This is a genomic window from Natrinema sp. CBA1119 (genome assembly GCF_002572525.1).
In the GTDB taxonomy this organism is placed as follows: Archaea; Halobacteriota; Halobacteria; order Halobacteriales; family Natrialbaceae; genus Natrinema.
In genome coordinates this window covers 2413197-2432330 of sequence record NZ_PDBS01000001.1, presented here as the reverse complement: position 1 = coordinate 2432330, position 19134 = coordinate 2413197, and the positions used below count along the sequence as shown (strand labels likewise).

At 64.5% G+C, this 19134-nt stretch carries 27 protein-coding genes and 1 tRNA gene; 6 read left to right on the top strand and 22 right to left on the bottom strand.

From position 1 onward, the window contains the following. Position 1: 1 nt before the first annotated feature. From CP556_RS12020 to CP556_RS11945, 16 genes are read right to left on the bottom strand one after another with little or no spacing between them, the layout of a single operon-like run. Positions 2–184: a 30S ribosomal protein S14 gene (locus tag CP556_RS12020; protein ID WP_098725837.1), complete on the bottom strand. Its 183-nt coding sequence runs from the start codon at positions 182–184 to the stop codon at positions 2–4. After that, on the bottom strand, positions 177–716 hold the full coding sequence (locus CP556_RS12015; RefSeq protein ID WP_098725836.1) for a 50S ribosomal protein L5: 540 nt from the start codon (positions 714–716) through the stop codon (positions 177–179). The genes CP556_RS12020 and CP556_RS12015 overlap by 8 nt, the downstream gene beginning before the upstream one ends. Beyond that, positions 713–1492, bottom strand: coding sequence for a 30S ribosomal protein S4e (locus CP556_RS12010; protein WP_098725835.1), 780 nt, complete (start codon positions 1490–1492; stop codon positions 713–715). The genes CP556_RS12015 and CP556_RS12010 overlap by 4 nt, the downstream gene beginning before the upstream one ends. Further along, a complete protein-coding gene (gene rplX / locus CP556_RS12005; protein ID WP_098725834.1) occupies positions 1489–1845 on the bottom strand; it encodes a 50S ribosomal protein L24 in 357 nt (118 codons plus the stop codon). Before rplX ends, CP556_RS12010 begins: the two co-directional genes overlap by 4 nt. Positions 1846–1847: 2 nt before the next feature. Continuing rightward, positions 1848–2246, bottom strand: coding sequence for a 50S ribosomal protein L14 (locus tag CP556_RS12000; protein ID WP_006430978.1), 399 nt, complete (start codon positions 2244–2246; stop codon positions 1848–1850). Further along, positions 2246–2683 (bottom strand): 30S ribosomal protein S17, encoded by a 438-nt coding sequence (locus CP556_RS11995; protein ID WP_098725833.1) that lies wholly within the window; start codon positions 2681–2683, stop codon positions 2246–2248. The genes CP556_RS12000 and CP556_RS11995 overlap by 1 nt, the downstream gene beginning before the upstream one ends. Next, the gene (locus tag CP556_RS11990; RefSeq protein WP_098725832.1) at positions 2674–3087 is read right to left on the bottom strand and encodes a ribonuclease P protein component 1; all 414 of its coding nucleotides are present in this window, start codon (positions 3085–3087) and stop codon (positions 2674–2676) included. Before CP556_RS11990 ends, CP556_RS11995 begins: the two co-directional genes overlap by 10 nt. A gap of 11 nt (positions 3088–3098) precedes the next feature. Beyond that, positions 3099–3314, bottom strand: coding sequence for a 50S ribosomal protein L29 (rpmC, locus tag CP556_RS11985; RefSeq protein ID WP_098725831.1), 216 nt, complete (start codon positions 3312–3314; stop codon positions 3099–3101). Next, positions 3314–4309 carry a 30S ribosomal protein S3 gene (locus CP556_RS11980; protein ID WP_098725830.1) on the bottom strand — a complete coding sequence of 332 codons (996 nt, stop codon included), beginning with the start codon at positions 4307–4309 and terminating at the stop codon, positions 3314–3316. The genes rpmC and CP556_RS11980 overlap by 1 nt, the downstream gene beginning before the upstream one ends. After that, positions 4309–4785 (bottom strand): 50S ribosomal protein L22, encoded by a 477-nt coding sequence (locus CP556_RS11975; RefSeq protein ID WP_098725829.1) that lies wholly within the window; start codon positions 4783–4785, stop codon positions 4309–4311. Before CP556_RS11975 ends, CP556_RS11980 begins: the two co-directional genes overlap by 1 nt. A 7-nt stretch (positions 4786–4792) precedes the next feature. Beyond that, positions 4793–5215 carry a 30S ribosomal protein S19 gene (locus tag CP556_RS11970; RefSeq protein ID WP_098725828.1) on the bottom strand — a complete coding sequence of 141 codons (423 nt, stop codon included), beginning with the start codon at positions 5213–5215 and terminating at the stop codon, positions 4793–4795. Beyond that, positions 5212–5934 carry a 50S ribosomal protein L2 gene (locus CP556_RS11965; RefSeq protein ID WP_098725827.1) on the bottom strand — a complete coding sequence of 241 codons (723 nt, stop codon included), beginning with the start codon at positions 5932–5934 and terminating at the stop codon, positions 5212–5214. The genes CP556_RS11970 and CP556_RS11965 overlap by 4 nt, the downstream gene beginning before the upstream one ends. A 2-nt stretch (positions 5935–5936) precedes the next feature. Next, the gene (locus tag CP556_RS11960; protein ID WP_098725826.1) at positions 5937–6191 is read right to left on the bottom strand and encodes a 50S ribosomal protein L23; all 255 of its coding nucleotides are present in this window, start codon (positions 6189–6191) and stop codon (positions 5937–5939) included. Further along, a complete protein-coding gene (gene rpl4p / locus CP556_RS11955) occupies positions 6188–6940 on the bottom strand; it encodes a 50S ribosomal protein L4 (RefSeq protein ID WP_098725825.1) in 753 nt (250 codons plus the stop codon). The genes CP556_RS11960 and rpl4p overlap by 4 nt, the downstream gene beginning before the upstream one ends. A 3-nt stretch (positions 6941–6943) precedes the next feature. Further along, positions 6944–7963 (bottom strand): 50S ribosomal protein L3, encoded by a 1020-nt coding sequence (locus tag CP556_RS11950; RefSeq protein ID WP_098725824.1) that lies wholly within the window; start codon positions 7961–7963, stop codon positions 6944–6946. A 4-nt stretch (positions 7964–7967) separates the two neighbouring features. Continuing rightward, complete coding sequence (locus CP556_RS11945) at positions 7968–8843, bottom strand: putative RNA uridine N3 methyltransferase (RefSeq protein ID WP_098725823.1); 876 nt, start codon at positions 8841–8843, stop codon at positions 7968–7970. 303 nt (positions 8844–9146) lie between these two features. Here CP556_RS11945 and CP556_RS11940 point away from each other — a divergent pair. Continuing rightward, positions 9147–9217: transfer RNA gene (locus tag CP556_RS11940), tRNA-Gly, on the top strand. A gap of 209 nt (positions 9218–9426) precedes the next feature. Here the strand turns inward: CP556_RS11940 and CP556_RS11935 are convergent. From CP556_RS11935 to CP556_RS11925, 3 genes are all read right to left on the bottom strand, one after another. Continuing rightward, positions 9427–10305 carry a universal stress protein gene (locus CP556_RS11935; RefSeq protein WP_098725822.1) on the bottom strand — a complete coding sequence of 293 codons (879 nt, stop codon included), beginning with the start codon at positions 10303–10305 and terminating at the stop codon, positions 9427–9429. A gap of 21 nt (positions 10306–10326) precedes the next feature. Beyond that, positions 10327–10605 (bottom strand): amphi-Trp domain-containing protein, encoded by a 279-nt coding sequence (locus CP556_RS11930; RefSeq protein ID WP_098725821.1) that lies wholly within the window; start codon positions 10603–10605, stop codon positions 10327–10329. Positions 10606–10769: 164 nt separating this feature from the next. Then, positions 10770–11216: a DUF4112 domain-containing protein gene (locus CP556_RS11925; RefSeq protein WP_098725820.1), complete on the bottom strand. Its 447-nt coding sequence runs from the start codon at positions 11214–11216 to the stop codon at positions 10770–10772. Positions 11217–11733: 517 nt separating this feature from the next. On the opposite strand from CP556_RS11925, the gene CP556_RS11920 reads away from it, so the two are divergent. The 4 genes from CP556_RS11920 (at position 11734) to CP556_RS11905 (ending at position 14164) form a co-directional block, all read left to right on the top strand. Then, complete coding sequence (locus CP556_RS11920) at positions 11734–12087, top strand: HalOD1 output domain-containing protein (protein ID WP_098725819.1); 354 nt, start codon at positions 11734–11736, stop codon at positions 12085–12087. A gap of 173 nt (positions 12088–12260) precedes the next feature. Further along, positions 12261–12575, top strand: coding sequence for an MTH1187 family thiamine-binding protein (locus tag CP556_RS11915; RefSeq protein WP_098725818.1), 315 nt, complete (start codon positions 12261–12263; stop codon positions 12573–12575). A gap of 114 nt (positions 12576–12689) precedes the next feature. Further along, a complete protein-coding gene (mch, locus tag CP556_RS11910; protein WP_098725817.1) occupies positions 12690–13622 on the top strand; it encodes a methenyltetrahydromethanopterin cyclohydrolase in 933 nt (310 codons plus the stop codon). 2 nt (positions 13623–13624) lie between these two features. Beyond that, positions 13625–14164, top strand: a complete 540-nt coding sequence (locus CP556_RS11905) for a double winged helix-containing putative transcriptional regulator (RefSeq protein ID WP_098725816.1) — start codon at positions 13625–13627, stop codon at positions 14162–14164. A 16-nt stretch (positions 14165–14180) separates the two neighbouring features. On the opposite strand, the gene CP556_RS11900 is transcribed toward CP556_RS11905, so the two are convergent. The 3 genes from CP556_RS11900 to proC are packed head-to-tail and all read right to left on the bottom strand — an operon-like array spanning position 14181 to position 17128. Next, the gene (locus CP556_RS11900; RefSeq protein WP_098725815.1) at positions 14181–15524 is read right to left on the bottom strand and encodes a glutamate-5-semialdehyde dehydrogenase; all 1344 of its coding nucleotides are present in this window, start codon (positions 15522–15524) and stop codon (positions 14181–14183) included. Beyond that, positions 15517–16350 carry a glutamate 5-kinase gene (gene proB / locus CP556_RS11895; protein ID WP_098725814.1) on the bottom strand — a complete coding sequence of 278 codons (834 nt, stop codon included), beginning with the start codon at positions 16348–16350 and terminating at the stop codon, positions 15517–15519. Before proB ends, CP556_RS11900 begins: the two co-directional genes overlap by 8 nt. Beyond that, positions 16343–17128 (bottom strand): pyrroline-5-carboxylate reductase, encoded by a 786-nt coding sequence (proC, locus tag CP556_RS11890; RefSeq protein WP_098725813.1) that lies wholly within the window; start codon positions 17126–17128, stop codon positions 16343–16345. The genes proB and proC overlap by 8 nt, the downstream gene beginning before the upstream one ends. 285 nt (positions 17129–17413) lie before the next feature. Between proC and CP556_RS11885 the strand changes: the two genes are divergently transcribed. Continuing rightward, complete coding sequence (locus tag CP556_RS11885; RefSeq protein WP_098725812.1) at positions 17414–18970, top strand: aldehyde dehydrogenase family protein; 1557 nt, start codon at positions 17414–17416, stop codon at positions 18968–18970. The last annotated feature ends 164 nt before the right edge of the window (positions 18971–19134 follow it).

The window sequence follows — 19134 nt, the reverse complement described above, 5'->3', positions numbered from 1 at the left end:
GTTATCGATACTTCCTGAATCCCATGTCGCGGGCGATCTCGCGGAAGCACTGCCGGCAGAGGTTGATGTCGTACTTCCCGACAAGTCCCTGCTCGCGGCCACAGCGCTGACAGGACTCGATCTGTCCCGTCCGCTTTGCTGCGTGCTCGCCCGTGCGGTCGTTTTCTGTTTCGCTTTCACTCATCGTCTGTGCCCTCTACGGTCACGTCGAAGTTCGCCTCGAGGAACGAAATAGCGTCCTCGGGGGTCAGTCGGTGGCTCGAGGGGATCGATCGGGTGGCCTTATCGCGCTTGGCGATGCGGTAGCCCGGACGCACCAGGTTGACGGTGACGTCCAGCCCGTAGATCCCGACGTTCGGGTCGTACTCCTGGCTGGGGAAGTCGGTGTGTTCTGCAACACCGAAGCTGAAGTTCCCCGTATCGTCGAACTGCGACGACGAGATGTTCGCCAGGGGAAGCGCCGTCTCGAGGAACTCGCGTGCGTCCTGATCGCGAAGGGTGACCTTCGTGCCGATCGGATCGCCCTGACGGATGCCGAAGTCGGGTTCGGTCCGTTTTGCCTGCGTACGGACGCTCTCCTGACTCGTGACCTCCTCGATAATGTCCTCGGCCTTGCCGAGTTCGCGACCGCCCTGGCCGACGCCCATGTGGACGACGACTTTCTCGACGCGGGGCTCGCGCATTTCGTGGAAGTCAGCGTTGTCGGCTTCGCTCATTCGTCATCACCTGTGTTTGCGGGTTCGTCGTCGTCTCGCGGCTCCGCCGCTTGACTGTTCGCGGAACTTCGTTCCGCGCTATCCTCGTCACCGGTGAAGTTCTTGTCGATGACGACGACGTACTCTTCGACGGTTTCGAAGCCGCCGTCGTCCATCGAGACGCCAACGTTGTTCGACCCGCTGCCCGGCGTGATGTCGATCGCGTCGATCTCGCCGACTTTGCCGCCGTGGTTGCCACGGACGGCCGTCACGAGCGCGCCCTCCTCGTATGGGAAGTGCGCGACGACGGATTTGTCGTCGTTGTCGATGACGATCGAGTCCTTCGGCCGGTACTCGTCGGAATCGGTGAGGACGTTCGTTCCGTCGTGGAGCGTCAACTGCGTGTCGCCGCCGGGAACCTGCTGTTTGCCCTCGATCTTGCCGAGGCGGCTCCCCGCTGCGTCCTCGTCGATTGCGGTCAGCGCGAGCCGACCGCCCTCGTCGGGGAAGACGCGGTAGTATTCCTCGAGAGCGGGGAACGCGACGATGTCGAACATGCCGATCGGGCGCTGTTCGTCGTTGATCGCGACCCCGTTAATGAGGATCGAATCCTCCGAGAGTGCGTAGCGCGCTTCCTTGCGCGAGTCCACGTAGCCGAGCACGTCCCGCAAGAGGACGACGAGCGGCACGCCGTCCTCGCCGTGTGGGCCGGCACCGGCCTTTACCGTGAAGGTCTCGGTCTTTCGCTCGACCGGCCAGGACTTCGGAACTGACAGTCGCTTCTGGTGTTTCGTCATTCGGTATCACCTTCGAGACGCGCCTCGCGACGCTCGTCCTCGAGGTCGAGCTCCGTGATGCGGACGTTCGACGGGTCCAGCGGCCGCGGCACTTCTTCGCCGTCGGCCGTCTCGACTGTCACGTCCTCGACGTGGATGGTCCCATCCTCGAGGATCGCGCGCATGACCTCGCCTTCCTCGCCGGCGTGGTCGCCGCGCATGACCTCGACCGTGTCGCCCGCGTTGACGCGGGTTCGACGGGTGTCGTACTCCTCGCGGAGGTCGTCGGACAGCGTCGCGTGCAGCTGCTTTCCTCGCTCGTGCAGCGGCGCGTTTCTCGTCTGCGTTCGCTGTTTGTGTGGTTGCGTGGTCATATCTATACGATCATCGTCGCCGTGCTGGCGATTGCTCCGAAGCGTTCCGCGACTTCGCGGGCGATGGGGCCCTTGATCTCCGTGCCGCGGGGCTCCTCGTTCTCGTCGATGATGACCGCCGCGTTGTCCTCGAACTTGAGCCGCGTGCCGTCCGGCCGGCGGATCGACTTCCGCTGGCGAACGACGACGGCCTCGAGGACCTGTCGGCGCATCTCCGGGGTACCCTTGGTGACCGAGACGGTCACCTTGTCACCGATCCCCGCCTTCGGCTGGCGGTTCTTGGTGCCGTGGTAGCCCGCGACGCTGATGACCTTCAGCTCACGTGCGCCGGTGTTGTCGGCACACGTGATCAGGGATCCCTTCTTGAGGCCCTGCGTGACGTCGGCTTTCATCGCCTCCATCACTCGTCACCCTCGTCTTCGTCCGTCGCGAAGTCCTCGTCCGACAGCTCCGGCTCAGGCTCGGCCTGGCTCGTGAGTTCGGCGAGGTCCTCCGCGGTCGCTTCGGCGGTTACTTCGACGACCACGTGCGATTTCGTCTTCGACAGTGGTCGGGTCTCTGCGATCTTGACCGTGTCACCGACCGAGAGCGGCTCGAGCACGCCCGGTACGTGTGCCGGGATGCGCGAGCGTCGTTTCATGTGTCGGTCGTACTTCGGGACCGCCACATCGTACTCTCGCTCGACGACTACGGTCTTGTCCATGTCCGTCGAGACGACCGTTCCCTCGAGGATCTGTCCTCGAACGGAGAGGTCGCCGTAGAACGGACACTTCTCGTAGTCGTATTCCTCCGGATTGTTCGGTTCCGGAGGGGTTTCAACGTCTAGTCCTATTGCCATGGTGAGTCACCATTCGTTTCCGTGCGTCGGGCGGGCCGTGAGAGCAACCGCGATCCATCGACCGTAACGTAGGCTACATCCTCGCCAGCGCAGTCCGCAGCGGGTGAGGATCGTTCCTCGGATCCCTCGGCGGGTTCAGTGTCGGCCAGTTTGGACGCAGTCCCCGATCCCTTCGCGAGATCGGCGGCGTCATCTGTGATCGCAAACTCGAACGTCGAGCCCGACTTCGGCACCATAACGACCCGGGACTCGCCGTCGGCGCGAACTTCTATCGAGAGGGTCTTGGTCGTCTCGATGACGACTCGTCCCTCGAGGCCGACCCGCGAGGAGTCGTCGCTCTCGACGACTCGCACGGGGAGCCCGTTGAGTTCGTGTCGCGGCAGGGTCTCGGGTGTCAGTGCCATTGTGTTGTTTCTTATTCTTCGTCTGCGAGGTCGCCTTCCTCACGCTGGATCGTCTTGATCCGCGCGACGGTGCGACCGAGTTCGCCGATGCGACCCGGATTCTCCGGGGCACCACCGGCGGCGAGAACGGACTTCTGGTTCAGCAGTTCCGTCTCGAGTTCCTCGAGTTCTTCCTCCCGCTCGGCGGGAGTCATGTCGCGGATCTCTTCGACGCGGAGGATCGCCATCAGGCGTCACCTCCCTCGTCTGGGTCCGCTTCGTCGGTATCTGCTTCGTCCGCATCGTCCGAGGGGCTTTCCGACTCCTCGTCCATCTCTTCGACGAGCTCTTCGGCTTCCGCTTCGACGTCTTCCTCGAGCTCCTCGAGCTCTTCGTCGACGTCTTCATCGCCGGGGACTTCGACTTCGTCGAACTCCTCGTCGGCGTCAGCCTCGACCTCTTCTTCGATGACTTCCTCGACGACGTCTTCGTCGAGGTCGGCTTCGTCGGTTTCGACGGCTTCGTCAGCAGCAGCTTCGGCATCGCCTTCGGCGGCCTCGGCCGCCTCGGGTTCGCCCTCGAGGAGTTCCTCGACGCCGCCTTCCGCGTTGACTTCGACGGCGTCCGGAACGACCTCTTCCGGATCCATGTCCTCGCTGACCTGGAAGTCGTCGGGAAGCTCGGCTCCCGGCGGAATGATCTTGACATCAACGCCGATAGTGCCGAGTTTCATGACCGCGACGCCCTGGCCGTGGTCGACGACCGTCTCGGCGGGCTCGCCGTTGTGCTTGATGTAACCGCGGTTGAACTTCTCGACGCGCGATCGTGCGCCGGTGACCTTCCCCGACAGGACGATCTCCGCGCCGAGCGCGCCGGCGTCCATGATCCGGTCGATCGTCGTGTGACCGGCCTTCCGGAAGTACCAGCCACGCTCGAGCGCGTTGGCCAGTCGGTCCGCGACGATCCGTGCGTTGAGGTCGGGTTCGTCGACCTCCTGCACGTCGATCTGGGGGTCCTCGAGGTTGAACTTCTCCTCGAGAGCCGTCGTGACCTTCCGGATGTTCTCGCCGCCTTTGCCGATGACCATCCCGGGCTTCTCGGCCTTGAGGACGATCTGGGTTCCCATCGGCGTCTTGGCGACGTCCATACCACCGTAGCCCGCGCGGCCGAGCTCTTCTTGGAAGAACTCGTCTATCTGGGACCGCTGCAGGCCGTTTTCGATGAATTGGTGTTCGTCAGCCATTAGCTATCGTCCTCCTCGTCTTCGACTTCTTCGACGACGATCTCCACGTCGACCTGTGGCGTATTCCAGGCCGAGGCACGCCCCATCGCGCGGGGCTTGCGGCCCACGGACTCGCCGACCTTGTGGGCGGCGACGTGGACGATCTCCATCGACTCGCCGTCGAAGCCCTGATGATCCGCATTTGCTTCGACGTTCTCGAGCAGATCGATGAACTCCTTGGAGACCTTCTCGGGGTACTTGCCGGCGTCCCAGCCGTCGATATCGGAGCGGTGACCCGCGCCGGTATTGTGGGACTTGAACGGCACCGACTGCTTCTTGTCGATTACGTCCTGAAGGTACGCCCGAGCCTCGCCGACGGTCTGGCCCTTGAGTTGGCGTGCGACCTCCTTGCTGTGCTTGTTGCTCATATGACGCTCCCGAAGCATGGCTTTCGCCGTGGCGTCGGGATCCGCGTCGACTGAGTAATTGATTCCCATGCGTGGATCACTTCAGTGGGACGAACTTGGACGATCGAGTCGCGCCGATACCGGCCTGACCGTGCTCGACGGAGGTTCGCGTTAGCTGGAACTCGCCGAGGTAGTGGCCGATCATTTCGGGTTCGACGCGAACGCGCTCGAACGACTGTCCGGTGTAGACCTCGAAGGTCAGTCCGACGAACTCCGGCAGGATCGGCATATCCCGCAGGTGCGTTCGGATCGGGTCGTTCGCCGTCTCTTCTTCGCCCTTCTCGCTGGCCTCCTCTCGGAGCTTCTCCTTCTCGACGGAGAGGCCGCGTTCGATACTTCGCCGCTGTCGTGCGGGTAACAGTTCCACAACCTCGTCGAGCTCCATCGACTGCAGCTCCTCGAGCGTGTGACCGCGGTAGGTAAACTCACCTTCGCGGCCGGTTCGGTACTCCTGACTCATTTCTTGCCACCTCGACCGGTGCTTCGGGACGCGATGTCACCGACCTTCCGTCCCGGCGGGGCGTCCCGCGAGACGGACTTGGGTTTGCCGGGGTGCTGTCGGCCGCCGCCACCGAAGGGGTGGTCGACGGCGTTCATCGCGACACCGCGGACGCGGGGCCACTTGGTGCCCCGGGACTTCATCTTGTGATACTTGTTGCCGGCCTTGACGAACGGCTTCTCCGTGCGGCCACCGCCGGCGACGACGCCGATAGTGGCGCGACACTGCGGATCGAGGCGCTTGACCTCGCCGCTGGGAAGCTGGACGACCGCCGCGTTGCGGTCGTGGGTGATCAGGTCGGCATTGGTCCCCGAGGCTCGGGCGAATCGACCGCCGTCGCCCGGGTTCGATTCGACGTTACAGACCGGCACTCCTTCGGGAACCTCCGCGAGCGGGAGCGTGTTGCCGGGCTTGATCTCCGCCGTGACACCGACTGCGAGCTCCTCGCCAACAGTGATGCCTTCAGGTGCGAGGATGAGGCGCTGATCGCCATCGTCGAACTCGACGGCCGCGATTGGTGCGGAGCGGGCCGGGTCGTGTTCGATGTCGACGACCGTCCCGCGGACGATATCGTCGTCTTCCTCTTTCTTGTGCTCGAGGTCCGCCTTGTATCGGTGCGACGGGGCGCGGAACGTGGAGGTCCCGCGACCGCGTCGTTGTCCTTGAATGCGTCGTCCCATTCTCAGAACACCCCGATTCGCGAAGCAACTTCCTGTGCGTCGTCCTCCTCGGCGAGGCGGACGATCGCTTTCTTTTTACCCTTCATCGTTACCTGCGTGTTGACGTTCTCGACCGAGATCTCGAAGCGCTCTTCGACCTCGTCCCGAATCTCGGGCTTGGTCGCGTCCGGGTTGACGACGAACTGGAGCTTGTTCTCGAAGTCCATGTCGTTCATCGCCTTCTCCGTGACCAGCGGGTGTTCGATGGCCGAGCTCATCGGTCGGCCACCTCCTCGAGTGCACTCTCGGTCCAGACGGTGAGTCGTCCCGGCTGTGCGCCGGGTGCGAGATCCTCCGCGTTGACCTCGGCTGCCGTCGTCACGTCTGCACCGGCGAGGTTTCGGGCCGCTCGCGACGGGCCGGTCTCGCTGGATGTGACGAAGAGGATCGACGTCGGCGTCTTGTACTTGCGGCCACGGGCTTTCCCCTGACCGGAGCGGACGCTGCGACCCTCGTCGGCGCGTTCGATGTCGTCCGCGAGGCCCGCTGCCTCGAGGAAGTCGACGACTTCCTGCGTCTTGTGGAGGTCCTCGAACTCGTCGTCGACGACGACGGGAGTCTCGACATCCTCGTCGAACTCGTGACCGCGCTCGGCGACGAGTTCGGCGTCGGTCGTCGCAGCGATCGCGCTGCGGACGGCCAGTTTCTTTGCTTTCGTGTTGATCGATTCGGACTGGTCCTTCTCGGCTTTCGGCGGGTGCGCCTTGCGTCCCTTGACGGCCTGGGGAACGCGGCGTGCGCGCCCCTCCTGTCGTGGAACGTGGGCCATCCCGCGGCCGCTACCGAACGATTCAGCCGGCGTTCGAAGGCCGGCGAACTCGTCGGCACCGTAGTCCTGTTTTCGGTTTGCCTGCGCGGCGCGCACGGCTCGGCCGATCAAGTCCGGGCGGTACGTGGTCTCGAAGACCGCCGGGAGCTCGACCGTGTCCGCGTCGTCGCCGTCCAGGTTTCGTACTGTTGCGTCCATGTGTTATCCCTGGTTGGATGCGGTGGAGACGTAGCGTACCTCGGGATCGAGGCGCGGCTGGTCTCCGGGTCGGATCGCCGGGCGGAAGCGTACGAGACGCTGTTGCGGCCCGGGGAGCGAGCCCTTGATCAGCGCGTGCGGTCCATCGACTTCGCCGTAGTTGACGAAGCCGCCGTCGACCGTCGCGTCTGCGCCGTCGCCGATGTCGACGAGGCGCTTGTTCAGTTCCGTCCGCTGGTGGTAGCCGGTCTGGCCCTGCTGGGGAACCGTCGACCGAACGCGGGACGGGTTCCAGGGGCCGAGGTTACCGATGCGGCGGCGCCATCCCTGCCGGGCGTGCTTGCCCTTTCGTTTCTGGACGCCCCATCGCTTGACGGGACCCTGGGTCCCTTTCCCTTTCGTGACGCCGCTCGCGTCGACGTACTCGCCGGCGCGGAACACGTCGTTCATGACGTGTTCGCCGCCGTTCTCGATCGTCTCGAGGGCGAACTCGACGCGATCGTCGACGGAGCCGCCGCCGACGCGCGTTTCCATCACGTCCGGTTTCTTCTTCGGCATCGAGGGCAGCTCCCCCGGTACCGTGTGGGTGATGACGCGAACGTCATCGACGCGACCCTCCTCGTGGAGGGAACGGAGTTCGTCCGTGGTCGCGCCGGTGTCGGTCTCGTCACCGGGAAGGTCGAGAACGCGATCGAGTTCGGGAACGAACTCGTCGGTCCAGACCTCGGTTATCGGCTTCATACCGTACGGCGTGTCTTCGTATGCTCGCAGAGCGACGGCGCGCATCGGCGGCGTCTCCACGATCGTCACGGGGACGGTCTCTTCCATCCCTTCGGTCGGCGAGTTCGCTGTATCGTCGACCATGACGACGTGGGTCATGCCGGCCTTGTAGCCCGCGAAACCCTGGAGCGTCGGCTGTCCGTCAGTGTCCGGCCACGAGTTAAAGCGTGGGACCTCGCTGGTCGCACGCTGTCGTGGGCCGAACCCGAGTGAGCCTTTGCGTGGTGTATTTGCTTGTGGCATTCTATCACTCTCTCAGTGAGAGGGGCGCGAGGGTGGCGAACAGAGCTTCTTCCGTTCGCACGACCTCGCTTCCCTGATCCGGAACCGTATTTAGCCAGAGGTCGAACCCCGGATCGGCAGTGGGTTCGACTCCGTTATCCCCGTCGACGGCTGCGTCCTGTGCAGCACCGACGGCGGATTCCTCGATTTCGAGGATAGCCGGCAGCCCTCTCTCGGGCGCGCCGAAGGCGACGGTCATCCCGTCGCGCTGAACGCGTCCGGCCAGCGTCTCGAGCCGCCCGACGGTGAGTTCTTCACCGAATCGGGAGGCCGCGATACGAACGCCAGCGTCCTCACGGCCGAGTGCTGCCCGCAGGTCCGTCTGCTCGATCGAAAGCCCCGGAAGGGGATCGTCGACGAGCTTCGCCCGGACCGGTCGTCGCGAAGAGATCCTGACGGTCACGCGCTCCCCCTCTTCGACCGCCATGTTTGGCGGTACGTTGAGAGAGATCGGGTGTTGCAGTCCGCAATTGACCCGGACGCGCCCTTCAGGTCCGACCTCGGTCACGATTCCTTGTCTTGACGACCCCGAACCGGTAGATTCGGAGCCGGTCTGTGACATGGCGCGGAGCGGCGGTAAGATGCCCGCGTACTCCAGTTCGTCCCGCATCCCCCACGCCTCGTTGCGGAGGTACGGGGGCGTTGCGGCGTACCGCAACACGATGCTGACGAACCCGCCGTCAAATCGCCCGGTTTCCCCATCCCGATCGGGATAGACGACCAGGCGATCGGCCCGGAAGATCGTCGCCGCACGGGCGACGTATCCAAGTTTGCGAGTTGCCTCGCGTTTGTCCTCGGCTTCCCGGCAGATTGACGACGGCACGAGTACGCTGACAGTCATACCGAAACGCTTCGACGCCGCGTCACTAGACTGTAGCGATGTATTGCGGAGAGGGTCTTAAAAGAATAGCGGATTCGATCCCGGCTGTGAACGCCTCACACCCCCGAATTCGTGCTGAACGGACACACATTCGTCCTTGATAACTGGTTGCATTCGATATCCGCGCAAGCCGGAGGGATTTGCCGGATATTCGCTAGATTTATCAGTGTAATTACTCGAGAATCGGCATGCTGCGGCATGCCGAAGGCGGGTCGATTCGCAACCCTTATACATCCGTCCGGCAGTAGATATGAGTGCAGCAGGGCGCTGGTAGTGTAGTGGTATCACGTGACCTTGCCATGGTCACAACCTGGGTTCAAATCCCAGCCAGCGCATTTCTCTGAACACAACATCGCGAGCGTTGCGTAGCAACGCGAGTATTCGTGGTCAGAGAAATCGTCCTGGGTTTGAACGAGAGAAGTCGCAGCCTGTGAGCGAACGAAGTGAGCGAGCAGGACCGTCTTCGCGTTGTTCAAATCCCAGCCAGCGCCCTTCTCCAACGACCAATTCCGGAGCATCGATCGCGTCGGCTCGAGCCGAGTCGCTACTGCCCCGATGCAGCCGAGCGAACCGTCAGCACGGGGATCGGTGACGTTCGTACGAGGTGCTCGGTGACGCTCCCCAGAAGGTATCGCTCGAGACCCGTTCGTCCGTGCGTGCCGACGGCGACGAGATCGACGTCGTGATCCTCGATGTACGAGCGGATCGCTCGAGGAATCGACGGGCCGTATTCGACCGCCTCGGTCACCGACCCGACGCCAGCGTCGGTTGCGAACGCCGACGCGTCCTCGAGGATGTCGGTTGCGGTATCCTCGATCATCGTCGCCTGGATATCGCTCCGAACGTCGACGCCGAGACTCGTGGTCTCGATCGCCGACAGGAGGTGCAACGTTGCACCGTCCGCGTTCGCGATATCGGTTCCGACCTCGAGCGCGTCCCTCGCACAGTCGCTCCCGTCGGTCGGAACCAGGACGTTCCGATACGGATAGGTGACCGAGTCGTCGGTCGGCCTGATCGTTAGGACGGGGACATCGGCTCGTCTGACGACGCGTTCGGTCGTACTCCCCAGCAGGAATCGCTCGAGGCCCCGGCGTCCGTGGGTCGGCATGACAACGAGATCGATGTCGCGCGAGTTCGCATAGTCGACGATCGTGCTGTAGGGCTCGCCCTGGCGGACCTCAGTAACGACAGCTACTCCGCGCTCTTGTGCCCGATCAGCGGCATCTCGAACGATCCGCTCGCCGTCTCGTTCGAGGACATCGACGACGTCACCTTGAACCCTGACAACGCTATCTTTCGTCGTATTCGCGACGTTGAGGATGTGAACCGTCGAATCGTGGGCGGTGGCGATATCCAAGAGGTGGTCGAGCGCGTTCGATGCACCCTGACTCCCGTCGGTCGGAAAGAGGATCTGCGGGAACATAACGGTCTGTCTGACCCCGGGTTACTCTCGAACGTCGAGCGTTCCCTCGTCGGCCGTGCGGGCGTCGCGCCACCAGACGAGTTCGAATTCGATGCTCTGTTTGGCTTCGGTGTCCCCCTCCGACCAGTCCGATTCGCCCTCGAGCTTGAACGTGACCGTCTCCGTCGGGTTCAGGTCGACCGTAGCGCCACCGAGTTCGAGCGTTACATCGTCACCGCTATCGAGTTGATCGGCCAGGTTTCGGAGGTATCGGGCGATTTCCGCCCGTGACTGTTCCGCTTCGGTTTCGAGTTCACCCATGCGAACTAACACGTCGAAGACGGGTATAAACGGAGGGGGACTGCCCACGATGGGAGAGTTTCGGTGCGACGGGTTCGATTCGCTCGGACGGATTGCGTTATGGATTCCCGTCGCAACGGCGACCGTCCTTCGGGTGGGCCGTCGCCGACTGACAGCGGTCCGTCTCAGTCGATGAGTACCGATTCCGGTTCGTCCGTCGAGTCGCCGCTCGCCTCCGCCAGATCCGTGAGGGCCAGTTTCAGGTTCCACTTGTTGGCCTTCCAGAAGGCGTCGAAGATAACGCCGAGAAGGGGGACGGAGCCGATGACGGCGTCGATGCCGACGTTCGCGAGCATCCGAGCGAGCGTCGACCGGGAGACGCCCATTCGAGCGGATTCAGCCACGAGATACAGCGAGACGACCGCTGCTGCGGTATCGCCGGCCCCTGGGAGGATCCCGACGATCGGGTCGAGTCCGATCTTGAAGTCCGTCCCCGGGACCCGGACCCCTTCGTCGAGGGCGTGCGCGACGACGCGCATCCGCTCGATCGCCGCCTCATCAACGGCGGCGGGGAGGTCATCGCGAAGTTTCTCGAGTTCCGAACTGAAATCGTCCGTTGAACCGGTTGCCATATTGTCGGATTGGGTGCGTGTGTGGATAAGCCCGCGGGCGGCCGTGGCAAGCGGTTCGCAGATCGATCAGTCGCCATCGCCATCCGAATCGGTCCGAGAGTCTCGTGGCCTTCACAACCGGTTGGAGCGCTCGATCCAGTACACACGAATCACGTCTGTAGGGGTCGACTATCGAAGCCCCCCGTTCGAACAACCACCTCCACTGGCGAGTGCGACGAAGCGGCCCGTCACGCGGAGGTCGGGGAAGCGAGATCGCCGCGACGGGAACTGTACTATGGAGTGAGGGGTCGAGTTTGACCGGAAATAATCGATTGTCGTTGCAAAAGCTCGTATTGTCGCGAGTGTCATCGCTGTGACGCTGGCGATGAGACGCGCAACCAGCCGCTAGCAGTGGTATTTGACGTATTATACTAATAGAGGATGGTATCTCACATATACATACTATTGTCGGCGACGAGTGGCTTTTATACTATGAGTAACTACAGTCTAATACACGATTGAACGATCAGATATAGCAATGCAAACTGAACTCTCACCCGCAGACGGCACGGACGATCTCCAGTACGACCAGCCAAACGATCGGTACGTCTTCCACCACGATGTCGACGGCACCGCCACCATTACCACCACGATCGTCCACGCGCTCGCATCGATCGCGGACACCGACGTCTCGCAGGGGGAATTCTCCCTGTACGATAGCGTCGACCCGGACGCACTCGACCGTATCTTCAGCCAGAAGGCGGACGGCTCCGATCGTGCGGGCGGCCACGTCGCGTTCACCGCCCTCGAGCACGAGGTGTACGTCTACGCGAACGGCGACGTCATCATCTACCCGCCCGCGGAGACGCCCCGGACGCCGACCACGAACTGACCGCCGGCGGTCACTGCCCCGATCCCGGTCCCACTGGTCGTTTTTCTCCGCACACACTGCCGACTGACCGTGAGCACCGCATCCGTTCGGCGCTCACGAGCAGTTGACGGAAACCCGGTGAGATGATCCGTCGAACGCGGTATTTAGGTTCCGCCCGGCTATCAGTGGTCCGTATGACGGTAGTCGCACTACTGAGCGTCGCACCAGTAATCGAGGACAGCATGGCCGACGAGGTCGCGAAGGCCGTCGACGCCCTCGAGGCGTACGACGTCACCTACGAGACGAACCCGATGGGAACGGTGATCGAAGCCGAGACGACGGACGAACTCTTCGCGGCCGCGCAGGCGGCTCACGACGCCGTCGATGCCGACCGCGTGAGCACGGTCCTGAAAATCGACGACAAACGGACGCGGGACGTCGACGCCGCGGAGAAGGTCTCGGCCGTCGAAGAACAGCTCGGGCGACCGGCCCGAAATCGCGAGATGTGAGACGAGGCCGTCTGTCGGAACCGCAATCCGAGGTACAGAACAGGGCAGTCCTGTCAGACACCGGTCAGACACGAACTGGCAAACGGTTTTACTACGGAGGGTGAATTCGGTGCCATGGAAAGTCTCAATCGAATGGCGATCGAGTTGGTCGACGAGGCCCTCGACTACGCCGAGGAGTTGAATATCGGGGGCTACGACCTCGAGAACGAATCGACGGTACTCGACTTCGGCCTCGAGTTCGACGGCGGTATCGAGGCCGGGCTCCTGTTGACCGAAATTCAGACGGCGGGGATGGCGACGCCGAGCTACGAACTCGGCGAGCTCGGCGACGCGTCGATCCCCTTCGTCGAGCTCTCGACGGATCAGCCGGCGCTCTCGTTGCTGTGTTCCCAGAAGGCGGGCTGGGAGGTACTGACCGAGGACTTCGAGGGGCTCGGCAGCGGTCCCGCTCGGGCGCTGGTGGCCGAAGAGGAGGAGTTCCGCCGCATCGGCTACACCGACGCATTCGATCTGACGGCGCTGGCCATCGAGACGGAGGCGGATCCGACCGAGTCCGTGGCCGAGCACGTCGCCGAGCGCGCCGAGGTCGAGACGAGCAGCGTGTTCCTGCTGGCTTATCCGACCGCGAGCCTCACGGGGAGCATTACGAACGCCGCCCGCGCGGCCGAACTCGCGACCTTCCGGCTCTCGGAACTGGGCTACGACCCGCTCGACATCGTCTCCGCGACCGGGCGTGCGCCCGTCGCGCCCGTCGCGGGTGACGAGCGGACGGCCATCGCGCGGACGAACGACGCGATTGCCTACGGCGGGCGCGCACACCTCACGGTCCGCGAGGACGCCGATATCTTCGACTCGGTGCCCTCGAGCGCCGCCGAGGATCACGGCCGGCCGCTCGGCGAGGTCTTCGACGACCTCGAGTGGGATTTCTCGGAGGTGCCGTCGGATCTCTTCGCGCCCGCGGCGGTGACGATCGACGTGATCGGCGGGCCGACGTACGTCCACGGCGAAACGGACGAGGACCTGCTCGTCGACTCCTTCGACCTGTAGCCGTGCGATTCAAGCCGGTCCCCGAACCGCCCGCGGATCTCGCCGCGGTCGAGACAATCCGCCGCACCCTCCCCGCGGCCGCCGGCGACGCCGACGACTGCTGTCAACTCCTCGTCGACGAGACGCCCCTCGAAACGCGCGACGAGGCGGCGACGTGGCTCACCTTCCTGCGCGCGCTCGAGCTCGCGACCGAGGAGCCGGCGGGCTTTCGCCGCCGTGATCCAGGCTCGAGTGCGGAGACCGATTCGGACACCCCATCAGCGCTCGAGCCCGACCGGCTCCGTCGAGCGTTTCGAGAGCGGGTGGACGGAGCCGACGCAGTGCTTTCAGCGCTCGAGCGAGCCGACGGCTCGCTGACCGCTAGTGAGATTGCCACAGCGGTCCGCGAAGAGCGACGACAATCCGGTGAACGTGGACGGCGTCCGATCCGCGCCGAAGAGAAGCAGCGCGAACGGATCGAACGGCTGCTCGAGTGGGCCGTTCTGCTCGATCTCGCAGAGAAGACGGAAGACGGGTATCGATCCGCGCCCACGCGTGGGTAGGCGCGGGAAGAAGACCCTATTTGTCGGAGAGGCGGCCGGGCGACCACTCGCCGTCGAACTTCTGGTGCGTGAACGGTTTCGCGTCCTCGCCGGCGTAGGTGGCGACGAGCTGGCCGTCGCCCTCGAGGTGGTACTTGTAGGTGGTCAGTCCCTCGAGGCCGACGGGGCCGCGGGCGTGGATCTTGCCCGTGCTGATGCCGACCTCGGCGCCGAGACCGAACCGGTAGCCGTCGGCGAAGCGGGTCGAGGCGTTGTGGAAGACGCTCGCGGAGTCGAGACTCCGCATGAAGGTGCTCGCGCGCGCTTCGTCCTCGGTCACGATCGACTCGGTGTGCTTCGAGCCGTGGGTTGTGATGTGATCGATCGCGGTCTCGAGCGAGTCGACGATCCGGATCGAGACGATGAGGTCGCCGTACTCCGTGTCCCAGTCCGCATCGGTCGCGGCCTCGACGTCGACGATCTCGCGGGTGGCCTCGTCGCCCCGAATTTCGACGTCGGCGGTCTCGTAGCGGTCCGCGATCGCGGGAAGGAACGCCGTGGCGATATCGTCATGGACCAGCAGCGTCTCGACGGCGTTGCAGACCGCGGGGTACTGTACCTTCGCGTCGTAGGCGATGTCTTCGGCCATCGAGAGATCGGCCTCGTCGTCGACGTAGACGTGGCAAATTCCCTCCGTGTGGCCCAGCACTGGAATGCTCGTGTTGTTCTGGATGTAGCTCACGAACTCGGAGCTGCCCCGGGGCATGAGGAGGTCGATCGCTCCGTCCATCTCGAGCAGGGCGTCGACGTCCTCGCGGGCCTCGACGTGCTGCGCCCAGCCGTCGGGGATGTCGGCGTCGGCCGACGCCGCGGCCGTTTCGATGATCTCGAAGAGGATTCGGTTCGAGTGCAGGGCCTCGCTTCCGCCCTTCAGAATGACCGCGTTCCCCGATCTGAGTGCGAGCGCGGCGATCTGGACGAGCGCGTCGGGGCGGGACTCGAAGACCGTCCCGACGACGCCGATCGGGGTGGCGACCTTGTAGAGCTCGAGGTCCTCGTCGAGTTCCCGGGCCGAGAGCGTCTTTCCGAGCGGGTCGTCCTGCCCGGCGACGCTGCGGACCATCTCCGCGATGCTCTCGATCTTCGACTCGGAGAGCTTCAGTCGATCGACGAGGGCTTGCGTGTACTCGCCCTCTGCGAGTAGCCGCTCGCCTTCCTCGACGTCTCTCTCGTTTTCCGCGAGGATCTCGTCGGTTCGCGCTTCGATCGCGTCGGCGATCTCGTGCAGCGCCCCGCTCCGCTCCGCGTCGGACAGTTTCGCGAGCTCGAGGGCCGCGGTCTGTGCTTGCTCGACGTCTCGTTGGATGTCGGTCTCAGTCATCGCGCACACCGTTGATGGGAAGGAATAGGGTCCCCACGGGCTTGGCAGTAGCGATCTTCGCGAGGACGTCGGGCTCGGTTGACTTCGCGATGACGGCCGGAATTCCGTGCTCGCTGACGTCGCGCGCGCCCTCGACTTTCGTCTGGATGCCGCCGAACCCGTCGGACGTGCTCTCGGAGATAATCTCCTGGACCGTGTCGTAGTTGGTGCCGACCGCTTCGATGCGTTCGGCGTCGGAGTCGTGCTTCGGGTTGCCGGTGTAGACGCCGCCGACGTCGGTCAGCGTGACCAGGAGGTCTGCGTCGATCCCGATCGTCGTCGCCGCCGAGAGCATGTCGTTGTCGCCGATCCGGATCTCCTCGGTCGCGACCGCGTCGTTCTCGTTGATGATCGGAACGACGCCCCACTCGAGCAGCGTCTCGATCGTGTTCCGGAGGTTCGTGAATCGCTCGGGGTTCTCGAGGTCGTGTTGGGTCAGCAGTAGCTGGGCGACCTTCCGGTCGTAGCGCGCAAAGCTCTCGGTGTATCGGTGCATGAGGTGGCTCTGCCCGACGGTCGACAGCGCCTGGGACTCCTCGACGGTGCCGGTCGACGCCCCGACCCGGCCCGTACCGGCCCCGATCGCACCCGACGAGACGAGGATGACCTCCTTGTCGCGAGAGAGGAGGTCCTCGAGGTCGTCGACGAGCTTGTCGAGTTTCTCGTCGTCGAGATTGGAATCCGCGTCGGTCAGGGAGTTCGTCCCCGCCTTGACGATCACGCGGTCCGCATCGGCCGCCAGCCGTCGCGCCTCGTCGACGGCCGACTCCTCGAGTCCCTTACGCATCGTCCTCACTGTCGAATTCGGCCGCGAGTTCAGCCGAGCGCTCTTCGGCCGCCGTCACCGCCGCGGCGACGTCGGCGTCGGCGTCGCTGTCCCAGAGGACTTCCATCCCCTCGATGGTCGTCCCGTTGGGCGAACAGACGGCGTCGATCAGTTCCTCGACGCTCCGGTCGGCCCGGAGGACGGTCTCGGCGGCCCCCTTGAACGTCTGGGCGGCCAGCGTCTCGGCGTCGTCGGGCTCGAGGCCGCCCTCGACGCCCGCGTCCGCCATCGCCTGGATGAGATAGAAGACGAAGGCCGGGCCGCTCCCGTTGACGGCGGTCGCGATGTCCATCTTCGCCTCGTCGATTTCGGCGAACTCACCGACGTCGTCGAGCAGTTCTCGCACCTCGTCGGTGACGCCCTCGGCGGTCACGGCGGCGGCCATGTCCCCCGTCTCGGCCGCGAGATTCGGCATGATCCGAACGACGTTCGCGTCGGTCCGCGCTTCGACGTAGTCGGTGGAGACGCCCGCGGCGATCGAGAGCAGCGTCTGCTCGGGCGAGAGATCCAGCTCTTCGAGAACCGCGCCGACGATATCCGGTTTGACCGCGACGATCACGACGTCGGCCTCGGCCGCCTCCGAAACGTCCGAGGTCGTTCGATCGACGTAGTCGGCGACCGACTCGAGTGCCTCGGGATCGAGATCGCACGCTGTCACCGTGTGGTTCCCGGCCCGCCAGAGCCCCTTGATCAGGGCGCTCCCCATGTTGCCACAACCGATAACGCTCGTCTGTACCATCTTATCTAGGGTGTGGAGGCGAGGCGGACATACCAACTTTGGTTTCGATCGGCCGCCGCGATATCGATCGGTCCGCGTCTTCGCTCGAGGTTACCGGTGACCGGCGACCTTTAAAGAAGACCGCGTTTCCGAGGGGTCACGCTGAGGCGTCTCGGTCGCGACGCTCCGGTAGAGATCATGCGTGGTGTTTCCTCACAGGCGACGGGGCGACCGGGACGGGGCGATCGCTCGCTCGAGACGATAGCGCGATGCGATCGGCCCGCGACGGAGGGGCGATGATCGGCGATGCAGACGGAATACTACGATCGGGAGCGGTACGATGTCGGTGACGCCGTCCTCGAGCGCCACCGTTCGGCGGCGGAGACGGTCCTCTCGCGCGATCGGTACGGCCACCTGATCGACGGCAAATGGGTCGATGCCGCCGACGGCGAGGAGGGACGGGCGATCGACGCGACCACGGGAGAGCCGCTCGCGACGGTCCAGGTCGGCTCCCCAGCGGATGTCGATCGGGCCGTCGAGGCCGCGCGGGCAGCGTTCGAGGGAAGCTGGGGCCAGCTCTCCCCCAGACAGCGCGCCGACCGCCTCGCGGAGATCGCCGACCGACTCGAGGATCGCAAGACGGAGATCGCGAAACTCGACAGTCTCGAGGCGGGGAAGCCGAACCTCCACGCGCTGTTCGTCGACTGCGAGGTGTTGATCGAGCAGTTCCGCCACTTCGCGGCGCTCGCGCGGTCGACCGACGAGGGCCGGGTCGTGCCGACGGGCGACGAGAAACACGTCTTCACGCGCCGGGAACCGTACGGCGTCGTCGGCGCGATTTCCGCGTGGAACTTCCCCGCGATGTTCGTCGCGTGGAAGCTCGGCCCGGCGCTGGCGACCGGCAACGCGGTCGTCCTCAAACCGTCCGAGCGGGCTACGCTCTCGTCGCTCGAGGTCGCGCGGGTCTGCGATCGCGTCCTCCCGCCGGGAACGGTCAACGTCGTCACCGGCCTCGGCGAGGACGTCGGCGCGGCGATGACCGCGCACGACGATATCGACAAACTGAGCCTGACCGGCTCGCACGCCTCGGGCGTCGCCACCCTCGAGAGCGCCGCGCAGACGATCACGCCGACGTCGCTCGAACTCGGCGGGAAGAGTCCGAACATCGTCTTTCCGGACGCCGACCTCGAGCAAGCGATCCTGGGGACGATCGTGAGCATCTTCTTCAACTCGGGACAGCAGTGTACCGCGGGGTCACGGCTGTACCTGCACACGGAGATCCGCGAGGAGTTCCTGGACCTGCTCGAGAGCACCGTCGACAACCTCGGCGTCGGCGACCCCCTCGCGCCGACGACCGACGTCGGGCCGATGATCGATCACACCCACCAGTCGTCGGTTCGCGAGTACGTCGACGACGCCGTCGCCGAGGGCGCGACGCTGCACATCGGTGGCGAAAACGCCGCGGTCGACGACGACCTCGAGGGGGCTCCGTTCGTCCAGCCGACGGTGCTCACCGACGTGGGCGACGACGACCGCGTCGGCTGCGAGGAAGTGTTCGGTCCCGTCCTCTCCGTCTTCGAGTGGAGCGACCGCGACGAGGTTCTCCGGCGAGCCAACGACACGTCGTACGGGCTCGCCGCGGGTGTCTGGACGGCGGATCTGAGCACGGCTCACGAGTTCGCGGCCGAACTCGAAGCCGGGACGGTCTGGATCAACACCTACAATGACCTCTTCGATCCGGCACCCCACGGCGGCTACAAGGAGAGCGGCACGGGCCGAGAGCTCGCCGAGGAGGCGCTCGAGGACTACTCACAGGTGAAGACGGTCAAAGTGAACCTCGGCGGCGTTCCGAAGATGGGCTGAACGCCCGGTTTCGGCGGAACTCGGTTCCGGCGAGACTCGGTTTCGATGCGGTCAGGGTCGACCGGAATCCGCTCCGGATTGCCTCCGAAACGGCGATCGGACTCCCTCTCAGCGACAGCCTTCGCAGAGTATATAATTATTAATCATTATATTTATGGCAGAGG